We start from the raw sequence: 24,773 nt of genomic DNA, 5'->3' as shown, positions 1-24,773 counted from the left end.
TTTAGTTACCTCAGTAGATATATTCTCTTTGTTTACTTATCTTAACATAGTTCGGTTTTTTTGCGCCGACCTACTTAATCTAATCAAGATCAATAGCAATCCTCCCACCCTGTGCGAACTCTTTTTTTTCTTTAACAATGTGTCATCTTCTTATGGCATTGGTTAATTTCCCAAAAAGCCCGTTGCGCGTTTACCGAAAGGATTGCTATAGCTTGCTCGGAGGGCGAATAAAAGCGATAGTTTTAGTAATAGCCCCGGAACCCAGAAACCTAGCTTTTTTAGGAAAATACATAAACCGCGCCGCGCCCTCCGCCCCGGTAGAAAAACCCCGAAGGCTGGAGTTGTTCGAGATGTCGATCGAGCTTGAGAACACAACTTATTAAATTTTATGTCTGTCGCGCACTATAGAGATAAGGTGGTGATATAATTACCACGGTTAACTAAGTATATACACTTAATAAGTCATCCAACTCCTCAAAAAGTTTATAATTAAAAGAAGAAACAGATTTTTCTCGGAAATTGATTGGATTAGTTGCCGTTCCAAAAAATCTGCTGACTGTGGCTAATTATATCGACATGGGAAATGCAAAATCTTTTAGCCGATCAGTTAGCGCATAAGTTAATAAGTGCTTCTGCCGTTGACTCTGAACCGAAAAATGACATAGAGGACAAATCAATACCAGCGCAAGCAGCGGCTGAGGTGTTACGGTCAATTGTAAAAGTTTGGTAAAGTTATGGAACCCCCTGTCGGGAAGCTGAGCGACACCTGAAAAAGTTTGCTTCGTCGCCCGGAAACCCGAAATACAAGCACAACGCAGCAGAGCCAAATGCAGTCTGATATAACTCTCCAGCAGTTGTAAAAGAACTTTTACTGCCGACCTAGCATAGGGATTTAGTTATTTTTGTATACTATGTGAAAGTAGTGAGAACTATTAGAAGGAAGTGGGCTCAACCAACCAATAATTTCGTGTGATATCCTTAAGCCAATGCTCAAAGTATCAACCCGAAGGCTCGCAGAAGAAAGCTGATTTTACCCACAAAATATCCAAGAGGTCAACATGGAAAGAGAACAGGACGCTCATATCGTACCCATTAGCAACCAGAGCCGACAGGTGCAGCAATTTTCCGTTGACGAGGGAGAAGATTTAAGCGCGCAGCCTCAGAAAGGATTGAATGTAAAGCCGTTGTTGAGGACTTTTCAGCGACAAGCCCTAATCATTATTGGGATTATAAGTCTAGTAGGCGCTGGAGCTGTTTATCAGATCAAGGGAGGCAAGAAAACATATCAAGGCGATTTTCGGATGCTAGTGGAACCCGTGACAACGGAGGCCAGAATTGCTGATCCCTCTGCCCTAGCCAATCGCGGCGAGGGGGGGGCGGTGCCTAATCGAGATTTTTTTAGTTTGGACTACGCAACTCAACTTGAAATTCTCAAGAGTCCTCAGATGCTGTCGGCTATTGTTAAACAAGTCCAAAAACGATATCCAAAAGTTACCGAAAAAATTCTTGAAAAAGAATTAATCGTTTTGCGGATAGGAGAAGATGAGAGGACGCTGACTAAAATTTTGGAAGTTCGCTTCATGGAGAATGATACTAATTTAGTTGAGTTCGTTTTACAAGAAACTAAAAAGAAATATTTAAAGTACAGTCTTGATGAACGCAAGACTCGCATTGGTGAAGGTGTAAAATTTATTGAAGACCAGCTTCCGGGACTCAATAAGCGCGTAAACAGCCTGAAATCGGAGTTACAGGTGATACAGGAGAAGCAAAAGATTACCAATCCTCAAGAACAAGGCGCGCAATTAATCCAGCAAGTTCGTACCGTAGAAACTTTAGAGTTAGAAACTCAAAGGCTACTGCAAGAACAGAAAACGCTGTACGCTAACTTGCAAAAACAATTAGATTTTACACCAAATGAAGCTATTGCCGCTTCAGCTTTAAGCGAAGAGCCTCAATATAAAGAGTTGCTGACCAAGGTTAAGGAAGTAGAAGGTCAGATTGCTGTAGAAACAGCTCGTTTTAAATCTGCTAACCCTATAGTGGAAGCTTTAGAGCGCAAGCGGGCAAATTTAGTAGCTTTGCTCAACCAGCAAACTGATCGAATTTTGGGGCAAAATTTAGTCGGCACCCAAGCTAATTCTAAAGTTCAAAATTTTCAAAATTCTATTCGCATAGGCTTGATTAAACAATTGGTTGATACTGCTAACCAAGTTGAAGTCTTAGAAGCTCGCCTTCAGGCAATCACTCAAACTAAAAACAATTTAAACAGGCAAGCAACAGAATTCCCCACCATAGCCCGCCGCTACAACGAACTGCAACAGCAATTAGAAGTAGCCGCCCGCACCCGCGATCAACTTTTAAGCCAGCGGGAAACTCTGCGCGTCCAAGCAGCTCAAAGCCAAGTACCTTGGGAAATAATTTCTGAACCACGGATACCGCGAGATGAGAAGGGCAACCTGATACCAGTTCCATCGAAAGCTAAAAATAAATTAATGATGGCAGTTATTGGAGCGCTAGTTTTGGGTCTGGGAGCTGCTATCCTCATTGAAAAGTTCCGCAATATTTTCTACTGTGCTGATGACGTTAAAGATGCGGTTGATGCGCCTTTATTGGGAGCAATTCCTCTGGAAAAAAATGCTAGAAAATTGCCGCCTTCTATTGCTAATGCCTATGCTTATATTGAAGGAAAAGAGGGTAATAAGAAAATTGCTGCGGAATTTATAGAAGCTTTTGACTCTCTTTATACTAATATCCGCTTTCTTTCTTCAAATCGAACGATTAGCTCTGTGGCAATTGGTTCGGCTACAGTTGGCGAAGGCAAATCTACCGTTGCTTTAAACTTAGCTCACGTGGCAGCGCTGGCGGGTCAGCGAGTGCTGTTAGTAGACGCTAATTTGCATTCCCCCAGCCTGCACTTGCTGTTGGAACTGCCTAATGTCAAGGGATTGAGCAACTTGCTCGACCATAAAAACGAACCCAATGAAATTATCCAACGATCGCATCTAGCAGATAATCTTTTTGTATTAACTGCAGGTCTCCCGAATCCTGGTACTGCCAGACGGCTGGCATCATCTCAGATGCAGTATTTAATGGAAGAACTTCAGGCAAAATTTGACTTAGTTATCTACGATACGCCGCCGCTCGTTGACAGTAAAGATACGAATTTTTTAGCGGCGCGCACCGATGGCATACTGATGGTTGTAGCAATTCAGCAGGTTCCCTTTTCTGTAGTCAAAAAAGTTTTCAGTCAATTAGAAAATTTTGGCATACCATGCTTGGGCACAGTTGCGAATCATGCCCCTAAACGCAAGAAGTATCCAGCATCGAGATCATCAGTTGTTGAAGATAAAAATGAATATTTGAATTTGACGCCAGCACCGTCTCGTATTCAAAAACTAGCTCCTAAAAAAGAGTGACACCCAACAAAGATGACCCCAAAAAAAAGGATACAAGCCTCCGATAGTAGTCATGGAACTCCCAAAATCTTAGACTCTTGTTCAATCTCCCAGATTTGTCTGTGGAGTAAATCGAAAATCTAAAATCGTTGGACTGAGCGCGACTTGACGCTCGCGCTCGCCGAACCTCTTAGGCCGAAGTCTAAAATCTAAAATCTAAAATCTAAAATCTAAAATTGACTCAGGGCGGACTAATTTCCATCTGGGTTGGTAGGAAATGTGACGATAAAATTAGTCCAGCCATTGCTGCTTTCAACCTCAATTTTTCCCTGCAACTGTTCCACAAGTTTTTGAACCAAAGCTAAACCCAAACCTGTACCTCCTTGTTTCCAAGGATCGGCGTTGGGAACTCGATAAAATTTCTCAAAAATTCGAGGCAATTCCTCTATGGAGATGGACGATTGATTGCGGAGTGTAAATTGGATTTCTGAAGCCATAGCACTTGCTTGTCGCGAATTTTTCCTTTGTCCTCTTTGTTCACCGTCTCCGTTTTTGCACTCGACTTTCAGAGAAATTTCGCCGTCATTGGCAGTATATTTGCAGGCATTGTTGAGGAGCTCGGCTAAAATTCGTCCCAAACTAGCGCGGTTGGAACTGATCGTGGGGAGGTGACGAGCGCACTCTACTCGCAAATCCTGGTGGCGGTCGTGGGCCCGGGTGTAAAACGGGTCGATAATAGTAGGCAGCCAGACTTCTAAGTTTACTGGTTCGAGGTCGATCGGACAAGTTGCGGCTTCGAGCCGCTGCAAATCTAGCAAAGCATTAATCAAATCTGTTTCTCTAGTACATTCTGTTTCTAAAATTCCTAGATAAATCTGGCGTCGCTCTGGTGTGGGAGAAATTCTCAGCATATGAATAGCCATTTTTATATTAGCTAAAGGCGTCCGCAGTTCGTGAGAAACGGTGCTGAGGAATTCATCTTTGAGGACGTTTAAATGCTGGAGTTCGTGAACTTTTTGCTGTAATTCGGCGGTGCGTTCTTGGACTTGGCGTTCGAGGTCGGTGTTGAGATTTTGGACTTGCTGATAGAGTTGGGCTTGCTGAATGGCGATCGCGATTTGAGTTGCCAGTTGCAGCAGCAAATCCACTTCCGAAGGTTGCCACTGACGCGATTGGGAACACTGATGAACACACATCATTCCCCACAAATTGCCGTCTTGCAAAATTGGTACAATCAAATAAGCTTTGATTTGCGCTTGCTGGAACCGCGCATATTTTTCGGCGTTCAAACAGGCTTGGTCGAGGTCTGGAACCGCATAAATTTCCTGTTCGATCACGGAAGCAGATTCTTGCCAAATATTATCCGGCATGATTTCTCCCAAGATTGAAGGCCAATTTTCGGCAACGGATTCTGCCACTACAATGCCGTAATTGCTGGACTCTAAATGCAGGATTGCTACTCGGTCAGCTTGCAAAACTTGGCGGACTTCATCGACGCTGGCGTGGAGAATTTCTTCGAGGTTTAAGGATTGATGAATCCGCAAGGAAATGTGAGTTAACAGCCGATCGCGCTGCAATTGTTCGTGGAGTTTTGCAGTCCGTTCCCGCACCTGCTGTTCCAGTTTGGCGTTGCGGCTTTGCAATAGTTCCACTTTTTCGGCTTGCAATTGATAAACCGACTGCTGCAACTGTTTGACAACTCGGTACATTTCCGTGGGGTCGAGGACTCTGAGCAAGCTGGTCTGAGTAATAATTCCCAACAGTTCTCCGCGCCCCCCGCACACGACCAACCGCTGCACTTGTTGCTGCTCCATTTCTTTGTGCGCCGTCCATAGGGAATCGGAAGGTTGAAGAAATTGCAGGGGAGTTCTCATGACTTTTTGAGCTGGGGTTTGCTCGAAATTTAGTTCGAGAAACTGTGCCTGCACAAGGTCATATTCGGTAATAATTCCCAGGGGTTGGTGAAAGGAATAGTGAAAAATGGAGGTATAGTCATCTTTGGGCTTCTCCATTGTTAATTCTTTGTTTTTTGTAATCACTACACAACTGACTTGATGCTCTGACATCAGTTCGGTTATGCTCAGCAGTGAGGCGGTGTGGGGCGCTGTAATTGGCGTAGTCATTAATTCTGCTACCCGCCGCAATTTAAGAATGTTTGAAGGCTGCAATACTTGGCGAATTCTTTCCCGTGTCAGCACTCCTACCAAGTGGCGAAATTGATTGACGATCGGCAAATAGCGAATCTTGTGCTGGCGAAATAAGGATAAAGCGGTAAACACGTCTTGGTCATCGGATTCTGTGAGGGATACCGACACCGGGGACATCACTTCGGAAATTGGTATTTTGTGCAGGGCTACTTTGTGCTGGCTGTCTATTTTGCCAGAAGCTATCAGCCTCACTAGGTCGGCGGGTGTTAATATGCCGATTAACAGCCCGCGGCTGGGGTTTTCGGATAAGTTGCCTGTGGTAATAGTCTGCTGGTTCTGCACGACGAAAACGCACCGGGCCCGCATCTTTTCCGGCGCCGATGTTTCGGTTATCGCCCCCCGGTCTGAGGGTACAGGTGTTTTGACTAGGGGACAACTGTTTTGCAACTGGCTCATCAGGGCGATCGCCACTGCTAAGGAAGTTTCTGGCCCGGCAGTGAGGGGGTAGCGATCGATCGCTTGTTCTAAGGCTGAGGAGTAAAAGGGCGGGTGGTAGAACGGCATAGTTGATCAGGTTGTCAGAGGGCGGCTAACTATCGGGCAAAGCCTTAGGGAACGGCAGAAACACCTCGCCTGTGCTTGGGATTTAAATAATAAACTTTCTCATTGATTATTTCCAGGCAATCTGAGCTTTAGATTAATCGTCTCACTAATCCGCAATCTTACTCATCTCAAATACGCAGGGCGGTTTTTACTGCCTGCTTTTCCCCTGAGACTCCCCTATAATCAAAATAACCCGAATGTAAAGTTTTACTACAAGATTTATCCATAATGACAACTTTAAGCTTAGAGCAAATTGCAGCCAAGTTAGAAAGCGAAAATTCCGCCGATCGAATGGTGGCTTTGGCCAACTTGCGGAATGTGCCTGCTGCAGAGGCGGTGCCTTTGATTAAAAAGGTGTTGAACGACGAAAGTTTGCAGGTGCGATCGATGGCTGTGTTTGCTCTTGGGGTAAAACCGACAGCAGAGTGCTATCCCATTCTAGTCAAATTGCTAGAAACAGACCCGGATTACGGCATTCGCGCTGACGCTGCGGGTGCTTTGGGCTATTTGGAAGATATCAGAGCTTTTGATTCTTTGGTGCGGGCTTTTTACGAAGATACTGAATGGCTGGTGCGCTTCAGTGCTGCTGTTTCTCTGGGAAATCTCAAAGATCCCCGAGCCCGCGATGTGCTGCTAAAAGCTCTCGACAGCGAGCAAGTGGTGATCCAGCAGGCGGCAATTTCGGCTTTGGGGGAAATTAAAGATCTTGGGGCGATCGATCGCATCCTCAATTTTGCTCAGTCGGAAGATTGGCTGATTCGCCAGAGGCTGGCTGAAGCTTTGGGCAATTTGCCGAGTGTTAAGAGCGTTTCGGCTTTGAAATACTTAGAAAAAGATAGCAATTCTCAAGTATCTCAAGCTGCAAAAATTTCTCTCGATCGTTTATCAAAAGCAGAAATGTGACATAAAAGTTTTAGTATGTTAAAAAACCCGGTTTATTCAATAAACCGGGTTAATCAGTATGTTAGCAATCTTAATAAAATTTATAGACTATTCAGTAAAACCAGAATGTATTATTTAAGCTGCGAGGCTAAATCGCAAGTTAAAATAGTTGTCGATCTCCTTTAACCGAAACTAACCATGAATCAAGCGCCCAATCCCTTTAACTCAAATCCCTCCAATCCGCTAGACCCCTTGGAGCAAGAAGTTGACGAGCAAGGTGAAGCATTGCCAAGACAGTACCACCCAGCTACTAAAAAAACTCTGCAAAAAGTCTTTATCATCCTGATAGTTGTTGGGGCAATCGTTGGGGGAATTCTATCTATAGGGGTGATTTCGCTGATGCAGAAAGCCGGACTCACTGATGTGCCGGCGCGGGTACAGAATCCGAAGTAATCAACTCCGAAGAATCTGTCGATTCTGAATGCACTGATTTTCTAGGATGAAGCTTGAGAAACTATGATGTTTTGTATGGATGTTTTCTAAATAATTGATGCTTAAAAATTCTACGGCTGCGCCCGATCGCATTTCACACCGACAGATTTCTGAAAAACTTGTCTCCGCAGGCTTTCACGCTCTTTCTGACCCCCTGCGGATTCAGATTTTGGAGTTGCTGCGAGAACAGGAGTTGTGCGTGTGCGAATTGTGCGATCGACTTTCTGTCCCTCAGCCTAAACTCTCTTTTCACCTCAAAGCCTTGAAGGATGCAGCTTTAGTCCGCAGCCGCCAAGAAGGCCGCTGGATTTACTACAGCCTCAATTTAGCTCAGTTTATCGCCCTCGAACAGTACCTAGCCGAATACCGCCGCTTCAGCCAAATCCTGCCGGCTCGTCCTTGTTCTGACGCGGGTTAACCCATCAATATTTCTTAATGTGTTTATGGGCTATTTGTCTTCCCTCATACTTGACATATCAAATTTTATTGATATGATTCCAGTGTACCCCTTAGTTATGGCATTGGGTGAGGTCAATGAACCCAGCAGAAAAGCCCAAAGTTTTCGCACTAAGTATAATTGCTGTGACCATAGGTGCGATCGGGCTTCTCAACTCCTGCGGACAAGTCCAGTCGCCAGAATCGCAAAGCATTAAAATTGACGGTTCCAGCACTGTGTATCCAATTACGGATGCGATCGCGAAAGAATATCAAAATACCAATCCCAAAAAAGCATCAATTACTGTTGATTTTTCCGGTACAGGTGGAGGGTTTAGAAAGTTTTGTGCTGGCGAAACTGACATCAGCAACGCCTCGCGACCCATCAACCCAGGGGAAATGGAAGCCTGCAACAAAGCTGGCATCCGCTACTACGAATTACCTGTCGCATTTGACGCTCTCACAGTAGTAGTCAATCCCAAAAATAGCTGGGCAAAAGACATTACTGTAGCCGAACTAAAAAAACTTTGGGAACCCGCCGCCCAAGGAAAAATTACCCGCTGGAATCAGATCCGACCCAGTTGGCCAAACCAACCCATCACCCTCTATGGTGCAGGTCAAGATTCCGGTACATTTGACTACTTCACAGAAGCAACAGTAGGTACTGCGAAAGCTAGTCGTACCGACTACACAGACAGTGAAGATGATAATGTTTTAGTCCAGGGAGTTATCAAAGACCCAAATGCCTTGGGTTACTTTGGCTTAAGCTATTACGAAGTCAATCAAACTCAATTAAAAGCATTAGGAATAGACAATGGTAAAGGGCCAGTTCTACCCAGCATCGAAACTGTAGAGAAAGCTCAATATCAACCCCTCGCTCGGCCTCTTTTTATCTACGTCAGTTACACCGCTGTCCAAAATAAACCAGAGGTGGGCGAATTTGTGCAATTTTACATGAAAAAAGCACCAACTTTAGTCCAGTCGATCGGTTACATTCCACTACCAAGCGAAGGCTATCAACTGATTTACAAGAATTTCTACAATGGCAAAGTTGGGACTTTTTTCGATGGCAAAGCTAAGTTTGACTTAACCATAGGAGAGTTATTACGAAAAGAGGCTAAATTTTGATTTTTTCTCATAAATTTTCACTTACCAGTTAACTAAAATGAACCATCCTCAAGCGACTAACTCACCTGTCCAAGCAGGAAGCAAGCTCAGTTTTTTTGAAAGATACCTCACCCTTTGGGTATTCTTCTGCATTTTAGCCGGTATTATTCTCGGTAGATTATTCCCCAGCGTCGCCGTCACCCTTGATGCTCTCAGCTTTTATCAGGTGTCAATTCCTATTGCCATTTGTCTATTTTTTATGATGTATCCTATCATGGTAAAAATTGACTTTACCCAAGCGGCTCATGCAGCGCGAACGCCCAAACCAGTGCTCTTAACATTGGTCGTCAACTGGCTCATCAAACCATTGACAATGGTAGCATTTTCTCAGTTTTTCTTAGGTTGGCTATTTCGCCCCCTCATTACCGGCACCGAAATAATTCGTGGCAGTGAAGTCTCCATCGCTAGTTCCTACATTGCGGGTACAATATTATTAGGAATTGCCCCCTGTACTGCGATGGTTTTAATGTGGGGATATCTGTCCTACGGCAATCAAGGACATACCCTCGTTATGGTTGCCATTAATTCCCTAGCAATGCTGTTTTTATATGCACCATTAGGCAGATGGCTGTTAGCAGCAAATGATTTAGTTGTTCCTTGGCAGACAATAGTATTGTCTGTATTCATTTATGTCGGTTTGCCCTTAGCCGCCGGAATGTATAGCCGTTTCTGGATTTTCAAACATAAAGGGCGAGAATGGTTTGAACGAGAGTTTATGCAATATCTGAGTCCAGTTGCTACGGCTGCCCTTTTGATTACGCTAATTCTTTTGTTTGCCTTCAAAGGAGAGTTGATTGTTAACAATCCTCTGCACATTCTTTTAATTGCTGTGCCTCTGTTTATCCAGACCAACTTCATTTTCCTGATTTCTTATGTAGCAGCTTTAAAACTCAACCTGTGCTACGAAGATTCAGCACCGGCCGCCCTGATTGGGGCCAGCAATCATTTTGAGGTAGCGATTGCTACGGCTGTGATGCTGTTTGGCTTAAACTCAGGTGCAGCCTTGGCTACAGTTGTCGGTGTTTTAATTGAGGTTCCAGTAATGTTAATGTTGGTAGAATTCTGTAAGCGAACAGCATTTTGGTTTCCCCGCAAACCAGAAACTGCCTCGCTGCGAGACCCTCGTTGTCTTCCCAATTCCAATTGCTAGAATCTCATGAACGAATTTACTCATAAACCCCGAATTCTCTTTTTATACGGCTCGTTAAGAGAGCGTTCTTACAGCCGCTTGTTGGCTGAAGAATCGGCTCGAATTATTGAGGGTTTCGGTGCAGAAGTTAGGTTTTTTAATCCTCTAGAATTGCCGATTTACGGCAGCGTTCCCGATACGCATCCGAAGGTTCAGGAATTGCGGGAATTGAGCCTGTGGTCGGAGGGTCAAGTGTGGTCTAGTCCAGAAATGCACGGTAATATTACTGGCATTATGAAAAACCAAATTGACTGGATTCCTTTAAATATTGGGGCCGTCAGACCAACTCAAGGTCGAACTTTGGCGGTGATGCAAGTCAGTGGCGGTTCGCAGTCTTTTAATGCGGTGAATACTTTGAGAATTTTGGGCCGCTGGATGCGGATGTTTACGATTCCGAATCAGTCTTCGGTTGCGAAAGCTTATCAGGAATTTAATGAAGATGGAACGATGAAGGATTCGCCTTATCGCGATCGCGCGATCGACGTAATGGAGGAACTGTACAAGTTTACCTTGCTGTTGCGCGAGCAAACCGACTATTTGACCGATCGCTACAGCGAACGCAAGGAACAAGCAGCTAAAGAGGCGATCGCCATCGCAAATCGCGCCCTTGAAACATCTAACTAACAACTAATAACTCACAACCAACAAAAACCATGAAAAAAGTAATGTTCGTTTGCAAAAGAAACTCCTGCAGATCGCAAATGGCAGAAGGATTCGCTAAAACCATCGGAGCCGGCAAGATTGGAGTCACCAGTTCCGGTTTAGAATCAAGCAGAGTTCATCCGACAGCAATTCAAGTCATGTCAGAAATCGGCATTGACATCACCGATCAAACATCCAACCCATTAAGCGAATTCAATGCAGAAGACTACGACGCCGTAATTTCTCTGTGCGGCTGCGGCGTGAATTTACCCGAAGCGTGGGTATTGCGAGAAGTGTTTGAAGATTGGCAACTCGACGATCCCGACGGACAACCCATCGAAACTTTTCACCGCGTTCGAGATGAAATTAAAGCACGAGTTGAAACATTAGTTGACTCTCTCAAGTAAGATTAAGTAGACGGGCGGGCAGGATGCCCACCCCACAAGAAAATTAACTTTTGTGGAACAGGCATCTTGCCTGTTCTTAAGAATGGTGCAAGATGTGAGTTTCAATTAACTTTGTTGCCAATCATTCAAATTAGTCGCTGTCGCATCCACATAATTAGTGCTAAATTATGAGAGGCGTTCCCCCGGAACGCCTCTACATTCGTTGCGAGCAGAGACCAAAAGGTTAGCACATGATTCAGACCGCAGTCACGCCTTTCAAAAACAAAATTCACTCAGCTTTAACTAAAAAGCAGATTACAGTTTTACAAATAAATCTCGGCAAACGCTGCAACCTCGCTTGCACTCACTGCCACGTAGAAGCTAGCCCAACACGAACAGAAGAACTTTCCCCGGAAATTTGCGACCAATTAATTGAAATCATTAGCCGCTTTCCTCAAATTCAAACTGTTGACCTGACCGGCGGTGCTCCCGAAATGCTTTACGGTTTTAAACCGCTAGCGGAAGCTGCCAGGGCTGCAGGTAAAGAGGTAATTGTTCGTTCTAATTTGACGATTTACTTTGAAAAAGGTTTTGAAGATATTCCCGCATATTGCGCGCAGCACCAACTCAGAATTGTGGCGTCCCTTCCCTGCTACCAAGCTGACAATGTGGACAAAATGCGTGGCAACGGTGTTTTTGACAGTTCGATTCTGGCGCTGCAAAAGCTAAATCAGTTGGGATACGGGAAACACCCAAATTTAACTCTGGATTTGGTGTACAATCCACAAGTGCCCGCAACAGATAAATTTTCGCTAACACCGGAACAAGGTCAGTTAGAGCAAGATTACAAGGTTTATTTAGCCGAACATTTTGGGATTTGTTTTAATCAATTGTTCGCGATTACTAATTTGCCGGTGGGACGGACTAAGTTTCATTTGGAACATAAGAAACTTCACAAGCCTTATCTGGGGTTTTTGGAGGATAATTTTAATCCCGGTACTCTGGAACATTTAATGTGCCGCAACGAATTGTCGATCGACTATTTGGGCAATGTCTACGACTGCGATTTTAACCAAATGGAAAATCTGCCAGCGAAAACTGGCAGCGGGGAAAAGATAACTGTTGCTAAATTGCTCGCATCTGGCAGTTTAGATGTGATTCAAGAGGTGCAAACTGCTGCTTATTGTTACGGCTGTACGGCAGGTTGCGGTTCTAGCTGCGGCGGTACTTTGATTTAATTTAAGGGAAAAGTTGCGCTTTATTACAGAGTATTGCAGGGCTAAAGCGCAACTGCCAAGCTTAGGGTGTATGCAATGTAGACAGGGGAGTTTAAGCAATGAATGATTCGCGATCGCCCGATGAAAATCCGCCGCCATCAAATAGGTGGAAGCTGATTTTAGGGATTGGTTTAGCTGTGGCTTTGATTGCAGCGACCCAGTTTTTCAACTTTCAAGGAATTCTGAAAAATGCGCTGGAGTCGATCGCGAGTCTCGGCCCTTGGGGCCCGGCAGCTTTTATTCTAATTTACATTGTCGCAACGGTTCTATTTATCCCCGGTTCTTTGCTGACTCTTGGTTCTGGCGTTTTGTTTGGAGTCGTTGGCGGTTCGGTTTGTGTTTCCATCGGATCGGTTTTAGGCGCAACTTGCGCTTTTTTGGTAGGGCGGTATTTAACTCGCGACTGGGTTTCCAAACAGATAGAGGGCAATCAAAAATTTAAGGCGATCGACTCCGCAGTTGCCTCTGAAGGATGGAAAATAGTGCTGCTGACGAGGCTTTCTCCCATTTTTCCGTTTAATTTGCTTAACTATGCTTTTGGAGTCACGCAGGTATCTCTAAAAGACTATTTTTTCGCATCTTGGATCGGCATGATTCCCGGAACAGTCATGTATGTTTATATCGGTTCCCTGGCCGGGAGTTTGGCTGCACTTGGATCTAGCGGGCGATCGCGCACTGCTGCTGAGTGGACTCTTTACGGCATTGGTTTGCTAGCAACGATCGCCCTCACCGTTTATGCAACCCGCTTGGCTAAAAAAGCTTTAGACGAAAAAATTTCCCCTTGAAACCAAAGCACAAATCAGTAAAATTGTCAAGAGAGTTTTGCTCATACATTATAATACATTAGCAATCTAAAAAACTCCGTATTTTCTCTGTGTTATTTACAATTATTTTGTTATACAAACGAGATAGATATTAAAGATATCGTAAAGCACAAACCTCAAATAGGTAAATCGAAGGTCGAAATATAAAATTGATGCCAAAATAGAAGGCGAGTGCCCAACCATAAGAAAAATTGTTTGCAATCCGGAATGTAAGTCATATTATTTTAAATTTTAGATTTTAGATTTTAGATTGCGAATGACTGATGACTACGAGGGTTTGAATCTTGGCTACAGTTGCATTCTTTTCTTAAATTGTCTCACTACTTGCCTGATATTAAATCTGCCGAATGACGAAGACCGTTTGATGAAGTTGACTCTGAGGGAACATTTGATGATGCAAAACCCAGCAAATCAAGCCGGATCTGTGTCTGCGCCGCCGCCACAAACAAAAAAGCTGCGCCGCTTTTGGCAAAACATCAGCAATTCGACTCAATCGCGGTGGCAGCAAGCGCACAGTCTTTGGCAACACAGACGGCAGCGCCGCCATTTGCTGACCCTGCTAATTCTGGCCACCACCGCTTTAACCATTAGCACAACTGCTTGCATCAGCTATTTTTTTGTACGCGGACTAATCCTTGACAATTTAAAGCAAATAGCACTATTAAAACTAGAAAAAGGCACCGATGAAATCGACCGCTGGCTAAGCAGCCGCAAAGCAGAAATAGAAACCATTGCTTACGATCCTACGGTTGGCACTCTCAATTGGCAATTAGTCGAACCCCGGTTGCAAGGAGAAATATACAGATTAAAAGAGTATTTCATCCTGTCATTAACTCAATCGGACGGCTCATTTATCAACACTTTAGGCAACCGCGCGAACAGTAAAGACCGCCAACACTTTCAAAAAGCAATGGCCGGACAGCTCAACGTTTCCGACCCGCTGATAGGCCGCAGTACAAAAGTTTCTACGATTATTATTTCAGCTCCTATTTGGGCCTTGCCCCCCGCTCCCAATCAAGTAATGGGAGTCCTTTCGGGCAGCATTAAATTAGACCGAGTAACATCTGTCGCTAACAGCTTGCTGTACGGTTCCGACAGTTATGCTTTTGCGCTCAATTCACAAGGAGTGCCAATTGTTCATCCCAACAATAACTTAATCGGAAATATCGACCGGGAGGCCCCAAGCTTTTTACAGTCAAAAGACCCCGCACTCTCCACAATTGCGCGGCAGATGATCGACCGTCAGACGAACATCGAACTGGTAAAAATAGATAACAAATGGGTGTATGTAGCCTATGCTCCCCTCAAGGAAGTTAACTGGTCTATGGCTTTAGTAATTCCCCGCGAAAATATTGAATCCAAACTCCAAGCATTAAATTTGCTGACATCCGTAGTCGCCGGACTGCTCATCCCGGCAATGCTAGCAGCAATTTGGCTAATTTACTCCTCCGAAAATAATCGCGCTCAAGCGGAGCGAGAAGCCATGCTCAACCGGATTGCCGGACGCATTCGCGCTTCCCTGGAACTAGACAAAATTGTGCAAAGTACGGTCGAAGAAATAGTAAGTTTGCTGCACCTAGAACGGGCGGCTTTTGGATGGTACAAACCGCAAGAAAAAACGTTACAAGTTCTGTGGGAATGTTGTCCATCTGATTCTCCGACACAAGCCATAAAGTTTGAGTCTTACTTTCTCGAAAATGTGTTAGTACGGAGTGGTCAAGGCGAACCAATTATTCTTTCGAGCGACACTTGGGCGAAGGGTGTAACTCAACCGCCGGAACTTAAAGCTAATAGCTATTTAGCCGTACCTGTTCAGACTCAGAACCAGCCGCAGGGTTATTTAATTTGTAGCCACGCTACTCATTGGCTTTGGAGCGGGGAGGAAATCCAACTATTAAAAGCTGTGGCAGACCAATTGGCGATCGCAATTACTCAAGCTCACCTTTACAGTCAAACCCAAGATCAAGTAAAACTGCTTAATAGTGCCTTAAATGAACTGAAAAAAACTCAAACTCATTTAGTGCAGAACGAAAAAATGTCATCCCTAGGTCAAATGGTGGCTGGAATAGCACACGAAATCAATAACCCCGTTAACTTCATTTCGGCTAATTTGCCTCACACTAGCAAATATACTAAAGATTTATTAGAATTGGTGAGTTTATACAAAGAAGCCTTCCCAGAGGTTCCCCAGGAAATCGCAGATTTTACCGAAGAAATTGAGTTAGAATTTATCGAGGAGGATTTGCCGCATATATTGGATTCTATGAAAATAGGAACCGAACGCATTCGCAGCATAGTTCTTTCTTTGCGAAACTTTTCTCGCCTTGATGAATCTGACAAAAAGCAGGCGGACATTCACGAAGGTATAGAAAATACCTTACTGCTGCTCTCCAACCGCATAAAAAATAGAATTTATATAGTTAAGAAATACGGAAAAGTGCCTTCAGTCGAATGCTATCCGTCTCAGCTCAATCAGGTGTTTATGAACTTGCTGAGCAATGCGATCGATGCTTTGAACGAGATCGCTCGCCTGGATAAAATTATTACTATTTCCACGGGGGTAGTTCGCGAACATGGGGCTAAATTTCTGAAAGTGGCGATCGCCGACAACGGCCCCGGCATTCCCGACAGCGTTAAAGATCAAATTTTTAACCCATTTTTTACGACTAAAGAGGTGGGCAAAGGCACTGGTTTGGGATTAGCAATTAGCTACAAAATTGTAGTGGATGGACACGGCGGCAGCATCACAATTTCTCAACCTCCGGGCGGTGGTACGCAATTTTTGGTCAAAATTCCTATTAGTAACGGGAACTAAGACGATTTAAGATTTAAGATTTAAGATTTGAGATTTGAGATTGGGAAAGGACTGATGAAATAAGAGTTTAGAGCTTGTCTATAGTTGCATTGATTTGGGAAACTTCTCTAAGAAGAAAGTGGGAAAGGAAGCCCAGGGATTTTGTAACGGAGGTAACGGATGCAGGGAAAAGAGAAGAGAGGATCAACAATTTTAATTAATGCTAAATTTACGGCCTTTGGCTAAAATTAGAAGAGTTTTTGTTAAAGGTGTTTTATGGCTGTTGGCAAGGATACAATTTTCGAGCGCTTTTTGTCGCCCCTGATTCGACTGGCGATCGACGAAGAAGCACTGAAACGACTCTACGAAGGTATTGACTGGGAAACAGCGGGCGATCGCTACCGACAACCCGATTTAGTTTATCCCGAATATTACAGCAGCCAAAACTTTCACGGCATTAAACGCGGCTACCTCAACCCCAGTGCCGCCGTTTCCTACGATCCAATCACGCAATATGTTTTGCCTCCCCACGAAACAGTCGTCAGACAAGGCTTAATTGACGCTGTGCGGGTGAAACCGCGCCGAATTATCGATTTGGGATGCGGCACCGGTTCGACAACGCTCATGCTCAAGCAAGCCTTTCCCGAAGCGGAAGTTGTCGGCTTGGACTTGTCGCCTTATATGCTGGTAGTTGCCGACATGAAAGCGCAAAAAGCCGGCTTAAATATCCAGTGGTTGCACGGAAATGCCGAAAGCGTTGCTTTTGGCGATGCCAGCTTCGATTTAGTCGCAGCTTCCTTGCTGTTTCACGAGACGCCACCTGCTGTATCGCGGGCAATTTTGCGAGAAAGCTTCCGACTGCTGAAGGTTGGGGGACAAGTGGCAATTTTGGACGGAAATCAAAAAACTTTGCAGCAGACAGAGTGGCTGACTGATATCTTTGAAGAGCCTTATATTAAGTCTTACGCGGCTGGCAGCCTTGATGCTTGGGCGGGGGCGGCTGGATTCGCGGCGGTGCAAACTCACGAACACTGGTGGGTGAATCAGGTGACGCAGGGCGTGAAACCTTTGCCTGGGGAAGATTTGGAAGAGGCAAAGGTGGCGAGGGGGTGGAATTGGGGCGATCGAACTCCTGATTTTGATGGCGATTTACCGGGCATTCCAGCTCCCGCTTGATGTATTAACTGTTGACTGTTGACTGTTGACTGCTGACTAATGACTAATGACTACTAACTAATGACTACTGACTACTGACTACTGACTAATGACTCTAAAAGCTGTTTTATTTGATTTTAATGGCGTGATTGTTAATGACGAGCCAATTCACGAGAAAATCATCGATCAATTGATGCTCGATGAAAATCTCCAGCTCAAACGTGGGGAGTTTCGAGAAATTTGTTTGGGAAGGAGCGATCGCGCTTGCATTACCGAACTACTCAAGCGCCGGGGACGATATCTAACAGAAACATATCTCGATCGACTGATGCAGCGCAAGGCAGAAGCTTACAAAGCTCAAATAGATACTTTGGAGAAACTGCCGATTTATCCCGGTTTGGCAGAATTTATTGATAAAATTCGGGTTGCCGGACTGAAAATGGCCGTTGTTAGCGGGGCAATGCGATCGGATATAGAATTGGTGTTAGATCGGGCCGGTTTGGCGGCAAACTTTGAGTTGATTGTCGCAGGGGATGACTTGACGGCGAGCAAACCAGCACCGGATTGCTATTTATTGGCTGTGGAACTTCTCAACCAGAAATATCCCGACTTTAACCTGCAACCGATCGAGTGTTTGGCGATAGAAGATACTTTTGCGGGGATTGAAGCGGCGAAAAAAGCGGGGATTCAGGTTGCGGGTGTGACTCACACTTACCCGTTTCACATGATCCAGCGCCAAGCTAATTGGACGGTGGACTATTTTGCTGATTTAGAGTTGGATAGAGTGGCGACACTTTGCTCGATCGCCCCCAATGAGCCGGCAGCAGAAAACACTTGACCTTTTTAGCAGTTACGTGCTAGTGTAAGTGACGGTCTGCGAACGTGAGAGCCAGCAAGACCTGTAAGCCTTTTAGATTCGGCAATCCGGCATCTAAAATGCTAAATTAAAACTCAATCAGGGGAATTAGCTCAGTTGGTAGAGCGCTGCGATCGCACCGCAGAGGCCAGCGGTTCGAGTCCGCTATTCTCCATAAATCAGGGGCATTTCTACAGGTGACGATCTCACTTCGCTTTGAGTTCAAAGCGAAGTGCGATCGTCACCTGCTTTGACACTTGCCTATTTTATGCGATCGACCCGGTTGCTGCCTAAGTTTTAGCATCAATAACCTGTGGAGAGCGAGAAACCCGCTTTCTATTTGGTGGAATGACCCCGTTGCTGCCTAACTCCTACCATCAATAAGATAATTTCTGTAAAGAAACCCGGTTTCTAATTTCACACTGATTGCTGAAAAGACGTATTTTGGTGTCTAAACGCGGTTTCAGAAAAGAATGCAACGGTAGGTAAACTCCAAAGGCTTATGTCATTAGTCAATCTTAAATCTAAAATGGTATCAGCCCAGTTTTTGCAGCAGTAGCCATCAATCCCCAGAAAAGTTTCTCTTTGTCAACAAATAATAACTTTTGTATCTAAAAATACAACAGTCTTCAGCAGCCAGTCTTAATATCAAGTCGCTATGTGTTATTATTCTCAATCATCTGACTCATCTATTCAAGAGTAACCAGAAAAAATGACAAAGCGATTCGATCGACGGAAATTTCTTTTATACGGTTCTGCTACCCTAACATCCAGTTTATTTCTAAAAGCTTGTAGAACTCCCACTCCAACAGGAACTCCCGCCGCTTCTCCCACATCAACAGGAACTACACCAGCAGCAGCCGGGGGCGGAAACACGATCAAAGTAGGAATTTTGCATTCCTTGAGCGGCACGATGTCAATCAGCGAAAAAAGCGTAGTCGATGCCGAACAATTAGCGATCGAAGAAATTAATAAAGCTGGTGGCGTCCTCGGAAAACAAATCGAAGCAGTAATAGAAGATGGCAACTCAGACTGGCCGACTTTTGCCGAAAAAGCCAAAAAATTGATCGACCAAGATAAAGTTGTCACCGTCTTCGGGTGCTGGACTTCCGCTAGTCGCAAAGCAGTATTGCCAGTATTTGAAGAAAAAAATCATATGCTCTGGTATCCCGTACAATACGAGGGTCAAGAGTGTTCCAAGAATATCTTTTATACTGGGGCGGCGCCGAACCAGCAAATCGAACCAGCAGTTGACTGGCTGCTAGAAAATAAAGGCAAAAAATTCTTCTTAGTCGGGTCGGACTACGTTTTCCCCCGCACGGCAAATACCATTATCAAGGCACAGCTAGCAGCCAAAGGCGGCGAATTAGTTGGAGAAGATTACATTCCTTTGGGCGGGACAGAAGTCACGCCAATTATTACTAAAATTAAGGCAGCTTTGCCAGACGGCGGCGTCATTTTCAATTCTCTCAACGGCGACAGCAACGTAGCATTCTTCAAACAGTTGCAGGGTGCAGGTTTGGGCCCGGACAAATATCCGTCAATGTCTGTCAGTATTGCGGAAGAAGAAGTAAAGGCGATCGGCGTAGAATATCTTAAAGGCCATTACGCCGCCTGGAATTACTTCATGACTGTAGAATCTCCGGCAAATACAAAATTTGTGGAAGCTTTCAAGGCAAAATACGGCAAAGATAGAGTGACCAATGACCCGATGGAAGCAGCTTATATCATGGTTTACCTGTGGAAGCAAGCTGTCGAGAAAGCAGGGACAGCCGACGATTTAGAAAAGGTGCGGGCTGCCGCTTTGGGTCAAACCTTTGACGCACCGGAGGGCAAAGTTACGATGGAAAACAACCACCACATCTCTAAATTTGTGCGCTTGGGCGAAGTGAGAGAAGACGGTTTGTTTAACATCGCTTATGCTACACCAGAAGCAGTGAAGCCGGTGCCTTGGAATCAATTTGTCGCTGAAACAAAAGGCTTTGCTTGCGATTGGTCAGACCCCGCAAAAGGTGGAAAATTCAAAGCTTGATAAGTAGGTAATACCAATTTTGTTAACGTTGGTAACGTATCCTCGATTCTCCTAGGGTATGTCTTTAAACCCGGAGATCCCCCCGGCCCCCCTTAATAAGGGGGGAGTAAGAGCATTCTTTCGTCAATCCCTACTCCCTTAATAAGGGCGAACTGGACTCTTCAAAGTCCCCCTTATTAAGGGGGATTTAGGGGGATCGAGACTCGGCTACAAGCGAAATATACAGAGGGTTTTAGTTCTAAGTTGACACCAATTGGATAAAATCCGCCCCTAATTATCCGCGAACAAAGTTGACGGACTTGATGCAGGAGTAACAAAAGTGGCGATATTAGATGGTTTATTTAACGGCATTAGCATCGGCGCTGTTTTACTAATTGCAGCCCTGGGATTAGCGATTATTTTCGGGCTGATGGGCGTGATTAATATGGCTCATGGCGAGTTGATGATGCTGGGGGCTTATACAACTTTCGTAGTGCAAAATGTCTTCAAAGGAATCGGAGGATTTGCTTTTGAAACCTATATTTTATTTGCAATTCCCCTAGCTTTTTTAGTAGCTGCATTAGTAGGATTAATTCTCGAACGCGGAGTGATTCGCTATCTTTACGGGCGACCGCTAGAAACTCTGCTGGCAACTTGGGGCGTAAGTTTAATTTTGCAGCAGTTTGTCCGCAGCGTTAGTTGGGTGATGGTAATTGGGATTGCGGTGTTTTGTTTGCTGTTTTTTGGCGGTTTGCGGGTGCTGAAATCTCGCATGGATTTCGATCGCATTCGCAGCCAAATTATTGCCCTAATTTTGCCTTTATCTTTGGGTATTTCCTGGGCGGTGAGCGCTTTTTTAGGGCAAACTTATAAACTGGCAGTAACTAAACCTTGGTTTGGCGCTCAAAATGTGGACGTAACTGCACCGCAATGGTTGCGGGGTGGCATACCGCTGGGCAATTTTCAGTTGCCCTACGCCAGAATTTTTATTATTGTGCTGACAGGAATTTGTTTGGCGGGAATTTACCTATTTTTGCAAAAGTCTGTGTGGGGATTGCGGATTAGATCCGTGACACAAAATCGCAGCATGAGTGCGTGTTTGGGAATTCCTACCGAACAAGTAGACGCGCTGACTTTTGCTTTGGGTTCGGGGTTGGCTGGTGTCGCTGGGTGTGCGATTAGTTTGATTGGTTCGGTAGGGTCAAATACCGGACAAAATTATATAGTCGATACCTTTATGGTGGTGGTTGTGGGCGGTGTAGGCAAGATTGTGGGGAGTGTCGTTGCTGCGATGGCGATCGGCACTGCGAATTACCTGATCGGTTCGGGAACCTTAGCATTAATGTTCGCTCCTATCAAGCCTTTAGCCGACTTCTTCACATTTTTCGCCACAACCAGCATGGCAAAAGTAATGGTATTCGCCTTAATTATGGCTTTTCTGCAAGTGAAGCCGGGAGGGATTTTCCCGCAAAAAGGGCGGACGGTAGAAAATTAAAAATTACAACTCCGAGTGTAGCGAAAAATGCAGAAAACACATCAAAAACCCTGGCTAAAAGAAGCGGCAATTGTCAGCGCGATCGCCCTCACATTCATCTTACTCCTCCCAGGAATACTCCCAGACGTTCGGCTCAATCAATTAGGGCGATTTTTAGCACTAGCAATTGCCGCCCTCGGCATAGACTTAATTTGGGGATACACGGGTTTACTTAGTTTAGGGCATGGGGTGTTTTTTGCGATCGGCGGTTACGCTTTCGCCATGCACCTAAAACTGCAAATTCCCTCAACCGCCAGCAGTCAATTGCCAGAATTTATGAACCTCTACGGCGTTACCGAACTCCCCTGGTTTTGGCAACCATTTTATTCATTTCCTTTTTCAGCATTAGCAGTAGTTCTCATCCCCGCTATCTTGGGCGCACTTTTAGGTTATTTAGTATTCCGCAATCGAATTCGAGGCGTTTACTTTTCAATTCTTACCCAAGCAGCAACCATTGTATTTTTCAACTTCTTTAACGGTCAGCAAAAACTGATTAACGGCACCAACGGACTCACAGACTTTAAAACCTTGTTCGGGGCCACAGTAAATGACCGAGATACTCAATATATTTTCTACATTCTCACCATACTCTTTCTAGCAGCAACTTACGCCCTGTGTCGATGGCTAACCAGCGGGCGTTTCGGTCGCCTGTTAGTAGCAATTCGCGACGACGAAGTGCGCCTGCGTTTCTCAGGTTACAATCCCACAGGCTACAAAGTTTTAGTCTTTGCAATTTCCGCCGGTTTAGCCGGGATTGCAGGCGCATTATTTACCGTACAAACCGGAATCATTTCGCCAAAAGCAATGGATATTGCCTTTTCAATTGAAATGGTAATCTGGGTTGCAGTGGGAGGTCGCGCCACATTATCTGGAGCAATATTGGGAACACTGCTAGTCAACTTTGGCAAAAGTTTCTTAAGCGAACAATTTCCCGAAGTGTGGCTATTTTTCCAAGGCGCGCTATTTTTAATAGTAGTAACAGTCCTGCCCGACGGCATAGTCGGATGGCTGCAAGATCAGAGTTTCGACCAAATCCGCAGCTTGTTCAGAAAACCGAAGTACGTATCTACTTACCCCAGCCTGGAACAAGACCCCCAAGTGCAGCTCGAAAAAGAAGAACTTGAACATTGAGTGCCAAAATATCGTGTAATTTATAAGTAGGCTGACATAAATAAATTTCACCTACAACAGACAAACAAAGCAATCGCAATAGACTTGACAAACGCTGCGTTTATATCTGTCTGAGGAAACGTAATATATATGTACCTACTTAAATATTCGTAGCAAGTAGCTTCGTTCTTTAACTTGAGGGGCAACATATGGCAGATATTATTGACTACAAAATCTACGGCGACGATTTGCAACTCATCGAGATTGAACTTGACCCCAAAGAAGGCGTCAGGGCTGAAGCTGGAACCATGACATACATGGAAGGCGACATCCAAATGCAAACATCCACAGGCGGCGGCTTATTTCAAGGTTTCAAACGAATGCTCACAGGAGCGGGTTTTTTCATTACCACCTTTGTCAACGCCGGAAATCGCAAGGCCCGCGTCGCTTTTGCCGCCCCCTATCCGGGTAAAGTAATTCCCCTAGATTTAGCCCAACTTGGTGGTAAATTTTTGTGTCAAAAAGACTCATTTCTCTGTGCGGCCAACGGCATTGAAATTGAGGTAGCTTTCACGAAGCGACTCGGTGCGGGTTTCTTTGGCGGAGAAGGTTTTATTCTGCAAAAATTGCAGGGTGACGGGCTAGCTTTTGTTCATGCGGGAGGAACAATAGTTGAGAAAAATTTGGGAGTTGGCGAAGTGTTGCGAGTAGACACCGGGTGTTTAGTAGCTTTTGCAGCGAGTGTAGATTACGATATTCAGTTTGTTGGCGGGTTTAAAAATGCTTTATTTGGAGGTGAAGGCTTGTTTTTGGCAAAGATGACTGGGCCTGGTAAAGTATATGTGCAAAGTTTGCCACTCTCGAAGTTAGCTGAACGCATTTTAGCAGCCGCTCCACCTCCAATGTCGAGCAGTTCTAGCAGTTTTAGTTTACAGTAAACTGCCAGCAAAAAGTAGTAAGGATGGTGTCAGCAAAGGGAAAAAATCTCCTTGATAAGGGAGGATATTTGCCTTCGTAACCTACAAGAGGTATGCGTTGTTTCTTATTAGTGAGTGAATAGTTAATTATGAATGGAAAAGTATTAGAAATAGAAAACTTGACTGTGAGTTTTGATGGTTTTAAAGCTATCAACGGTTTAAATTTCAGCATGGATGCGGGCGAACTGCGAGTTATCATTGGGCCCAATGGTGCGGGGAAAACGACTTTTCTCGATTCAATTACCGGGAAGGTGCAGCCGACAGAGGGCAGGGTATTATTTAAGGGACAAAATTTACGCAAGTTGTCGGAAGATAGGATTTCGCGCTTGGGAATTGGCCGCAAGTTTCAGACGCCGCGAGTTTACTTGAATTTAACGCCACGCGAAAATTTGGAATTGTCTTGCAGCCGCCATAAAAATGTTTTTTCGACTTTGTTCAAGCCTGCTTCGGCTGCTGAAAAACGCACGGTTGCGGGTTTGTTAGAAACAATTGGTTTAGTTGCTAAAGCTGATATTTCGGCGGGTTTGCTTTCTCACGGGGAAAAGCAATGGTTGGAAATTGGAATGTTGGTGGCTCAATCTCCTGATTTGTTGTTGGTAGATGAACCTGTGGCGGGTTTGACGGATGAGGAAACGATGTTAACTGGAGAGTTGCTAATTTCGCTCGCCGAAAGTCATTCGGTGTTGGTAATTGAACACGATATGGAGTTTGTGCGGCAAATTGCGCGGCAGGTGACGGTGTTGCATCAGGGTGCGGTTTTGTGTGAGGGAACTATGGATGAGGTGCAAAATGACGATCGGGTAATTGAGGTATATTTGGGCAAACCAGAAGAGTAAGAAGTCATTAGTCATTAGTCATTAGTCATTAGTCATTAGTCATTAGTCATTAGTCATTAGT

General features: G+C 44.7%; 19 protein-coding genes and 1 tRNA gene. 19 read left to right on the top strand and 1 reads right to left on the bottom strand.

Annotation, left to right across the window (positions count from 1 at the left end):
* Nucleotides 1–1,058 precede the first annotated feature (1,058 nt).
* Nucleotides 1,059–3,416 (top strand): polysaccharide biosynthesis tyrosine autokinase, encoded by a 2,358-nt coding sequence (locus QUA03_RS08775; RefSeq protein ID WP_333211337.1) that lies wholly within the window; start codon nucleotides 1,059–1,061, stop codon nucleotides 3,414–3,416.
* Between the two features lie 230 nt (nucleotides 3,417–3,646).
* On the opposite strand, the gene QUA03_RS08770 is transcribed toward QUA03_RS08775, so the two are convergent.
* Nucleotides 3,647–6,106, bottom strand: coding sequence for a CBS domain-containing protein (locus QUA03_RS08770; protein WP_333211335.1), 2,460 nt, complete (start codon nucleotides 6,104–6,106; stop codon nucleotides 3,647–3,649).
* 267 nt (nucleotides 6,107–6,373) lie between these two features.
* Between QUA03_RS08770 and QUA03_RS08765 the strand changes: the two genes are divergently transcribed.
* From QUA03_RS08765 to urtD, 18 genes are all read left to right on the top strand, one after another.
* The gene (locus QUA03_RS08765; protein WP_333211333.1) at nucleotides 6,374–7,048 is read left to right on the top strand and encodes a HEAT repeat domain-containing protein; all 675 of its coding nucleotides are present in this window, start codon (nucleotides 6,374–6,376) and stop codon (nucleotides 7,046–7,048) included.
* Nucleotides 7,049–7,225: 177 nt separating this feature from the next.
* Nucleotides 7,226–7,480 carry a hypothetical protein gene (locus tag QUA03_RS08760; protein WP_333211331.1) on the top strand — a complete coding sequence of 85 codons (255 nt, stop codon included), beginning with the start codon at nucleotides 7,226–7,228 and terminating at the stop codon, nucleotides 7,478–7,480.
* 97 nt (nucleotides 7,481–7,577) lie between these two features.
* Nucleotides 7,578–7,937, top strand: a complete 360-nt coding sequence (locus QUA03_RS08755; protein ID WP_333211329.1) for a metalloregulator ArsR/SmtB family transcription factor — start codon at nucleotides 7,578–7,580, stop codon at nucleotides 7,935–7,937.
* A gap of 116 nt (nucleotides 7,938–8,053) precedes the next feature.
* Nucleotides 8,054–9,082, top strand: coding sequence for a PstS family phosphate ABC transporter substrate-binding protein (locus QUA03_RS08750; RefSeq protein WP_333211327.1), 1,029 nt, complete (start codon nucleotides 8,054–8,056; stop codon nucleotides 9,080–9,082).
* A gap of 37 nt (nucleotides 9,083–9,119) precedes the next feature.
* On the top strand, nucleotides 9,120–10,271 hold the full coding sequence (gene arsB, locus QUA03_RS08745; protein WP_333211325.1) for an ACR3 family arsenite efflux transporter: 1,152 nt from the start codon (nucleotides 9,120–9,122) through the stop codon (nucleotides 10,269–10,271).
* A 6-nt stretch (nucleotides 10,272–10,277) separates the two neighbouring features.
* A complete protein-coding gene (gene arsH, locus QUA03_RS08740) occupies nucleotides 10,278–10,934 on the top strand; it encodes an arsenical resistance protein ArsH (protein WP_333211323.1) in 657 nt (218 codons plus the stop codon).
* 29 nt (nucleotides 10,935–10,963) lie between these two features.
* Nucleotides 10,964–11,359, top strand: coding sequence for an arsenate reductase, glutathione/glutaredoxin type (arsC, locus tag QUA03_RS08735; RefSeq protein WP_006633827.1), 396 nt, complete (start codon nucleotides 10,964–10,966; stop codon nucleotides 11,357–11,359).
* Nucleotides 11,360–11,589: 230 nt separating this feature from the next.
* Nucleotides 11,590–12,576 (top strand): arsenosugar biosynthesis radical SAM (seleno)protein ArsS, encoded by a 987-nt coding sequence (gene arsS / locus QUA03_RS08730; protein ID WP_333211321.1) that lies wholly within the window; start codon nucleotides 11,590–11,592, stop codon nucleotides 12,574–12,576.
* Between the two features lie 98 nt (nucleotides 12,577–12,674).
* On the top strand, nucleotides 12,675–13,400 hold the full coding sequence (locus QUA03_RS08725; RefSeq protein WP_333211319.1) for a TVP38/TMEM64 family protein: 726 nt from the start codon (nucleotides 12,675–12,677) through the stop codon (nucleotides 13,398–13,400).
* 295 nt (nucleotides 13,401–13,695) lie between these two features.
* Nucleotides 13,696–16,254, top strand: coding sequence for an ATP-binding protein (locus QUA03_RS08720; RefSeq protein ID WP_333211317.1), 2,559 nt, complete (start codon nucleotides 13,696–13,698; stop codon nucleotides 16,252–16,254).
* Between the two features lie 255 nt (nucleotides 16,255–16,509).
* Nucleotides 16,510–17,409: a methyltransferase domain-containing protein gene (locus QUA03_RS08715; protein WP_333211316.1), complete on the top strand. Its 900-nt coding sequence runs from the start codon at nucleotides 16,510–16,512 to the stop codon at nucleotides 17,407–17,409.
* Between the two features lie 88 nt (nucleotides 17,410–17,497).
* Nucleotides 17,498–18,226, top strand: coding sequence for an HAD family phosphatase (locus QUA03_RS08710; protein WP_333211314.1), 729 nt, complete (start codon nucleotides 17,498–17,500; stop codon nucleotides 18,224–18,226).
* A 120-nt stretch (nucleotides 18,227–18,346) separates the two neighbouring features.
* Nucleotides 18,347–18,419 (top strand) — tRNA-Ala (locus QUA03_RS08705).
* Between the two features lie 537 nt (nucleotides 18,420–18,956).
* On the top strand, nucleotides 18,957–20,276 hold the full coding sequence (urtA, locus tag QUA03_RS08700; protein WP_333211312.1) for an urea ABC transporter substrate-binding protein: 1,320 nt from the start codon (nucleotides 18,957–18,959) through the stop codon (nucleotides 20,274–20,276).
* A gap of 319 nt (nucleotides 20,277–20,595) precedes the next feature.
* Entirely contained in the window at nucleotides 20,596–21,750 is a 1,155-nt protein-coding gene (locus QUA03_RS08695) for an ABC transporter permease subunit (protein ID WP_333211309.1), read from the top strand.
* 27 nt (nucleotides 21,751–21,777) lie between these two features.
* Complete coding sequence (urtC, locus tag QUA03_RS08690) at nucleotides 21,778–22,920, top strand: urea ABC transporter permease subunit UrtC (protein WP_333211307.1); 1,143 nt, start codon at nucleotides 21,778–21,780, stop codon at nucleotides 22,918–22,920.
* A gap of 188 nt (nucleotides 22,921–23,108) precedes the next feature.
* Nucleotides 23,109–23,837 (top strand): TIGR00266 family protein, encoded by a 729-nt coding sequence (locus QUA03_RS08685; RefSeq protein ID WP_333211304.1) that lies wholly within the window; start codon nucleotides 23,109–23,111, stop codon nucleotides 23,835–23,837.
* A 128-nt stretch (nucleotides 23,838–23,965) separates the two neighbouring features.
* Entirely contained in the window at nucleotides 23,966–24,712 is a 747-nt protein-coding gene (gene urtD / locus QUA03_RS08680; RefSeq protein ID WP_333101927.1) for an urea ABC transporter ATP-binding protein UrtD, read from the top strand.
* Nucleotides 24,713–24,773: the final 61 nt, after the last annotated feature.

Origin of the sequence: Microcoleus sp. S36b_A4 (genome assembly GCF_036700645.1) — a bacterium.
Taxonomy (GTDB): domain Bacteria; phylum Cyanobacteriota; class Cyanobacteriia; order Cyanobacteriales; family Microcoleaceae; genus Microcoleus.
This window is presented reverse-complemented; position numbering and strand designations above follow the sequence as displayed.

Coding starts and splice junctions, on each gene's coding strand:
- QUA03_RS08715 (WP_333211316.1), top strand. CDS start 16,510: ATGGCTGTTGGCAAGGATACAATTTTCGAGCGCTTTTTGTCGCCCCTG.
- QUA03_RS08765 (WP_333211333.1), top strand. CDS start 6,374: ATGACAACTTTAAGCTTAGAGCAAATTGCAGCCAAGTTAGAAAGCGAA.
- arsC (WP_006633827.1), top strand. CDS start 10,964: ATGAAAAAAGTAATGTTCGTTTGCAAAAGAAACTCCTGCAGATCGCAA.
- urtA (WP_333211312.1), top strand. CDS start 18,957: ATGACAAAGCGATTCGATCGACGGAAATTTCTTTTATACGGTTCTGCT.
- urtC (WP_333211307.1), top strand. CDS start 21,778: ATGCAGAAAACACATCAAAAACCCTGGCTAAAAGAAGCGGCAATTGTC.
- QUA03_RS08710 (WP_333211314.1), top strand. CDS start 17,498: ATGACTCTAAAAGCTGTTTTATTTGATTTTAATGGCGTGATTGTTAAT.
- QUA03_RS08725 (WP_333211319.1), top strand. CDS start 12,675: ATGAATGATTCGCGATCGCCCGATGAAAATCCGCCGCCATCAAATAGG.
- arsH (WP_333211323.1), top strand. CDS start 10,278: ATGAACGAATTTACTCATAAACCCCGAATTCTCTTTTTATACGGCTCG.
- QUA03_RS08775 (WP_333211337.1), top strand. CDS start 1,059: ATGGAAAGAGAACAGGACGCTCATATCGTACCCATTAGCAACCAGAGC.
- QUA03_RS08755 (WP_333211329.1), top strand. CDS start 7,578: ATGCTTAAAAATTCTACGGCTGCGCCCGATCGCATTTCACACCGACAG.
- arsS (WP_333211321.1), top strand. CDS start 11,590: ATGATTCAGACCGCAGTCACGCCTTTCAAAAACAAAATTCACTCAGCT.
- QUA03_RS08760 (WP_333211331.1), top strand. CDS start 7,226: ATGAATCAAGCGCCCAATCCCTTTAACTCAAATCCCTCCAATCCGCTA.
- QUA03_RS08720 (WP_333211317.1), top strand. CDS start 13,696: ATGACTGATGACTACGAGGGTTTGAATCTTGGCTACAGTTGCATTCTT.
- QUA03_RS08750 (WP_333211327.1), top strand. CDS start 8,054: ATGAACCCAGCAGAAAAGCCCAAAGTTTTCGCACTAAGTATAATTGCT.
- QUA03_RS08685 (WP_333211304.1), top strand. CDS start 23,109: ATGGCAGATATTATTGACTACAAAATCTACGGCGACGATTTGCAACTC.
- urtD (WP_333101927.1), top strand. CDS start 23,966: ATGAATGGAAAAGTATTAGAAATAGAAAACTTGACTGTGAGTTTTGAT.
- QUA03_RS08770 (WP_333211335.1), bottom strand. CDS start 6,106: ATGCCGTTCTACCACCCGCCCTTTTACTCCTCAGCCTTAGAACAAGCG.
- arsB (WP_333211325.1), top strand. CDS start 9,120: ATGAACCATCCTCAAGCGACTAACTCACCTGTCCAAGCAGGAAGCAAG.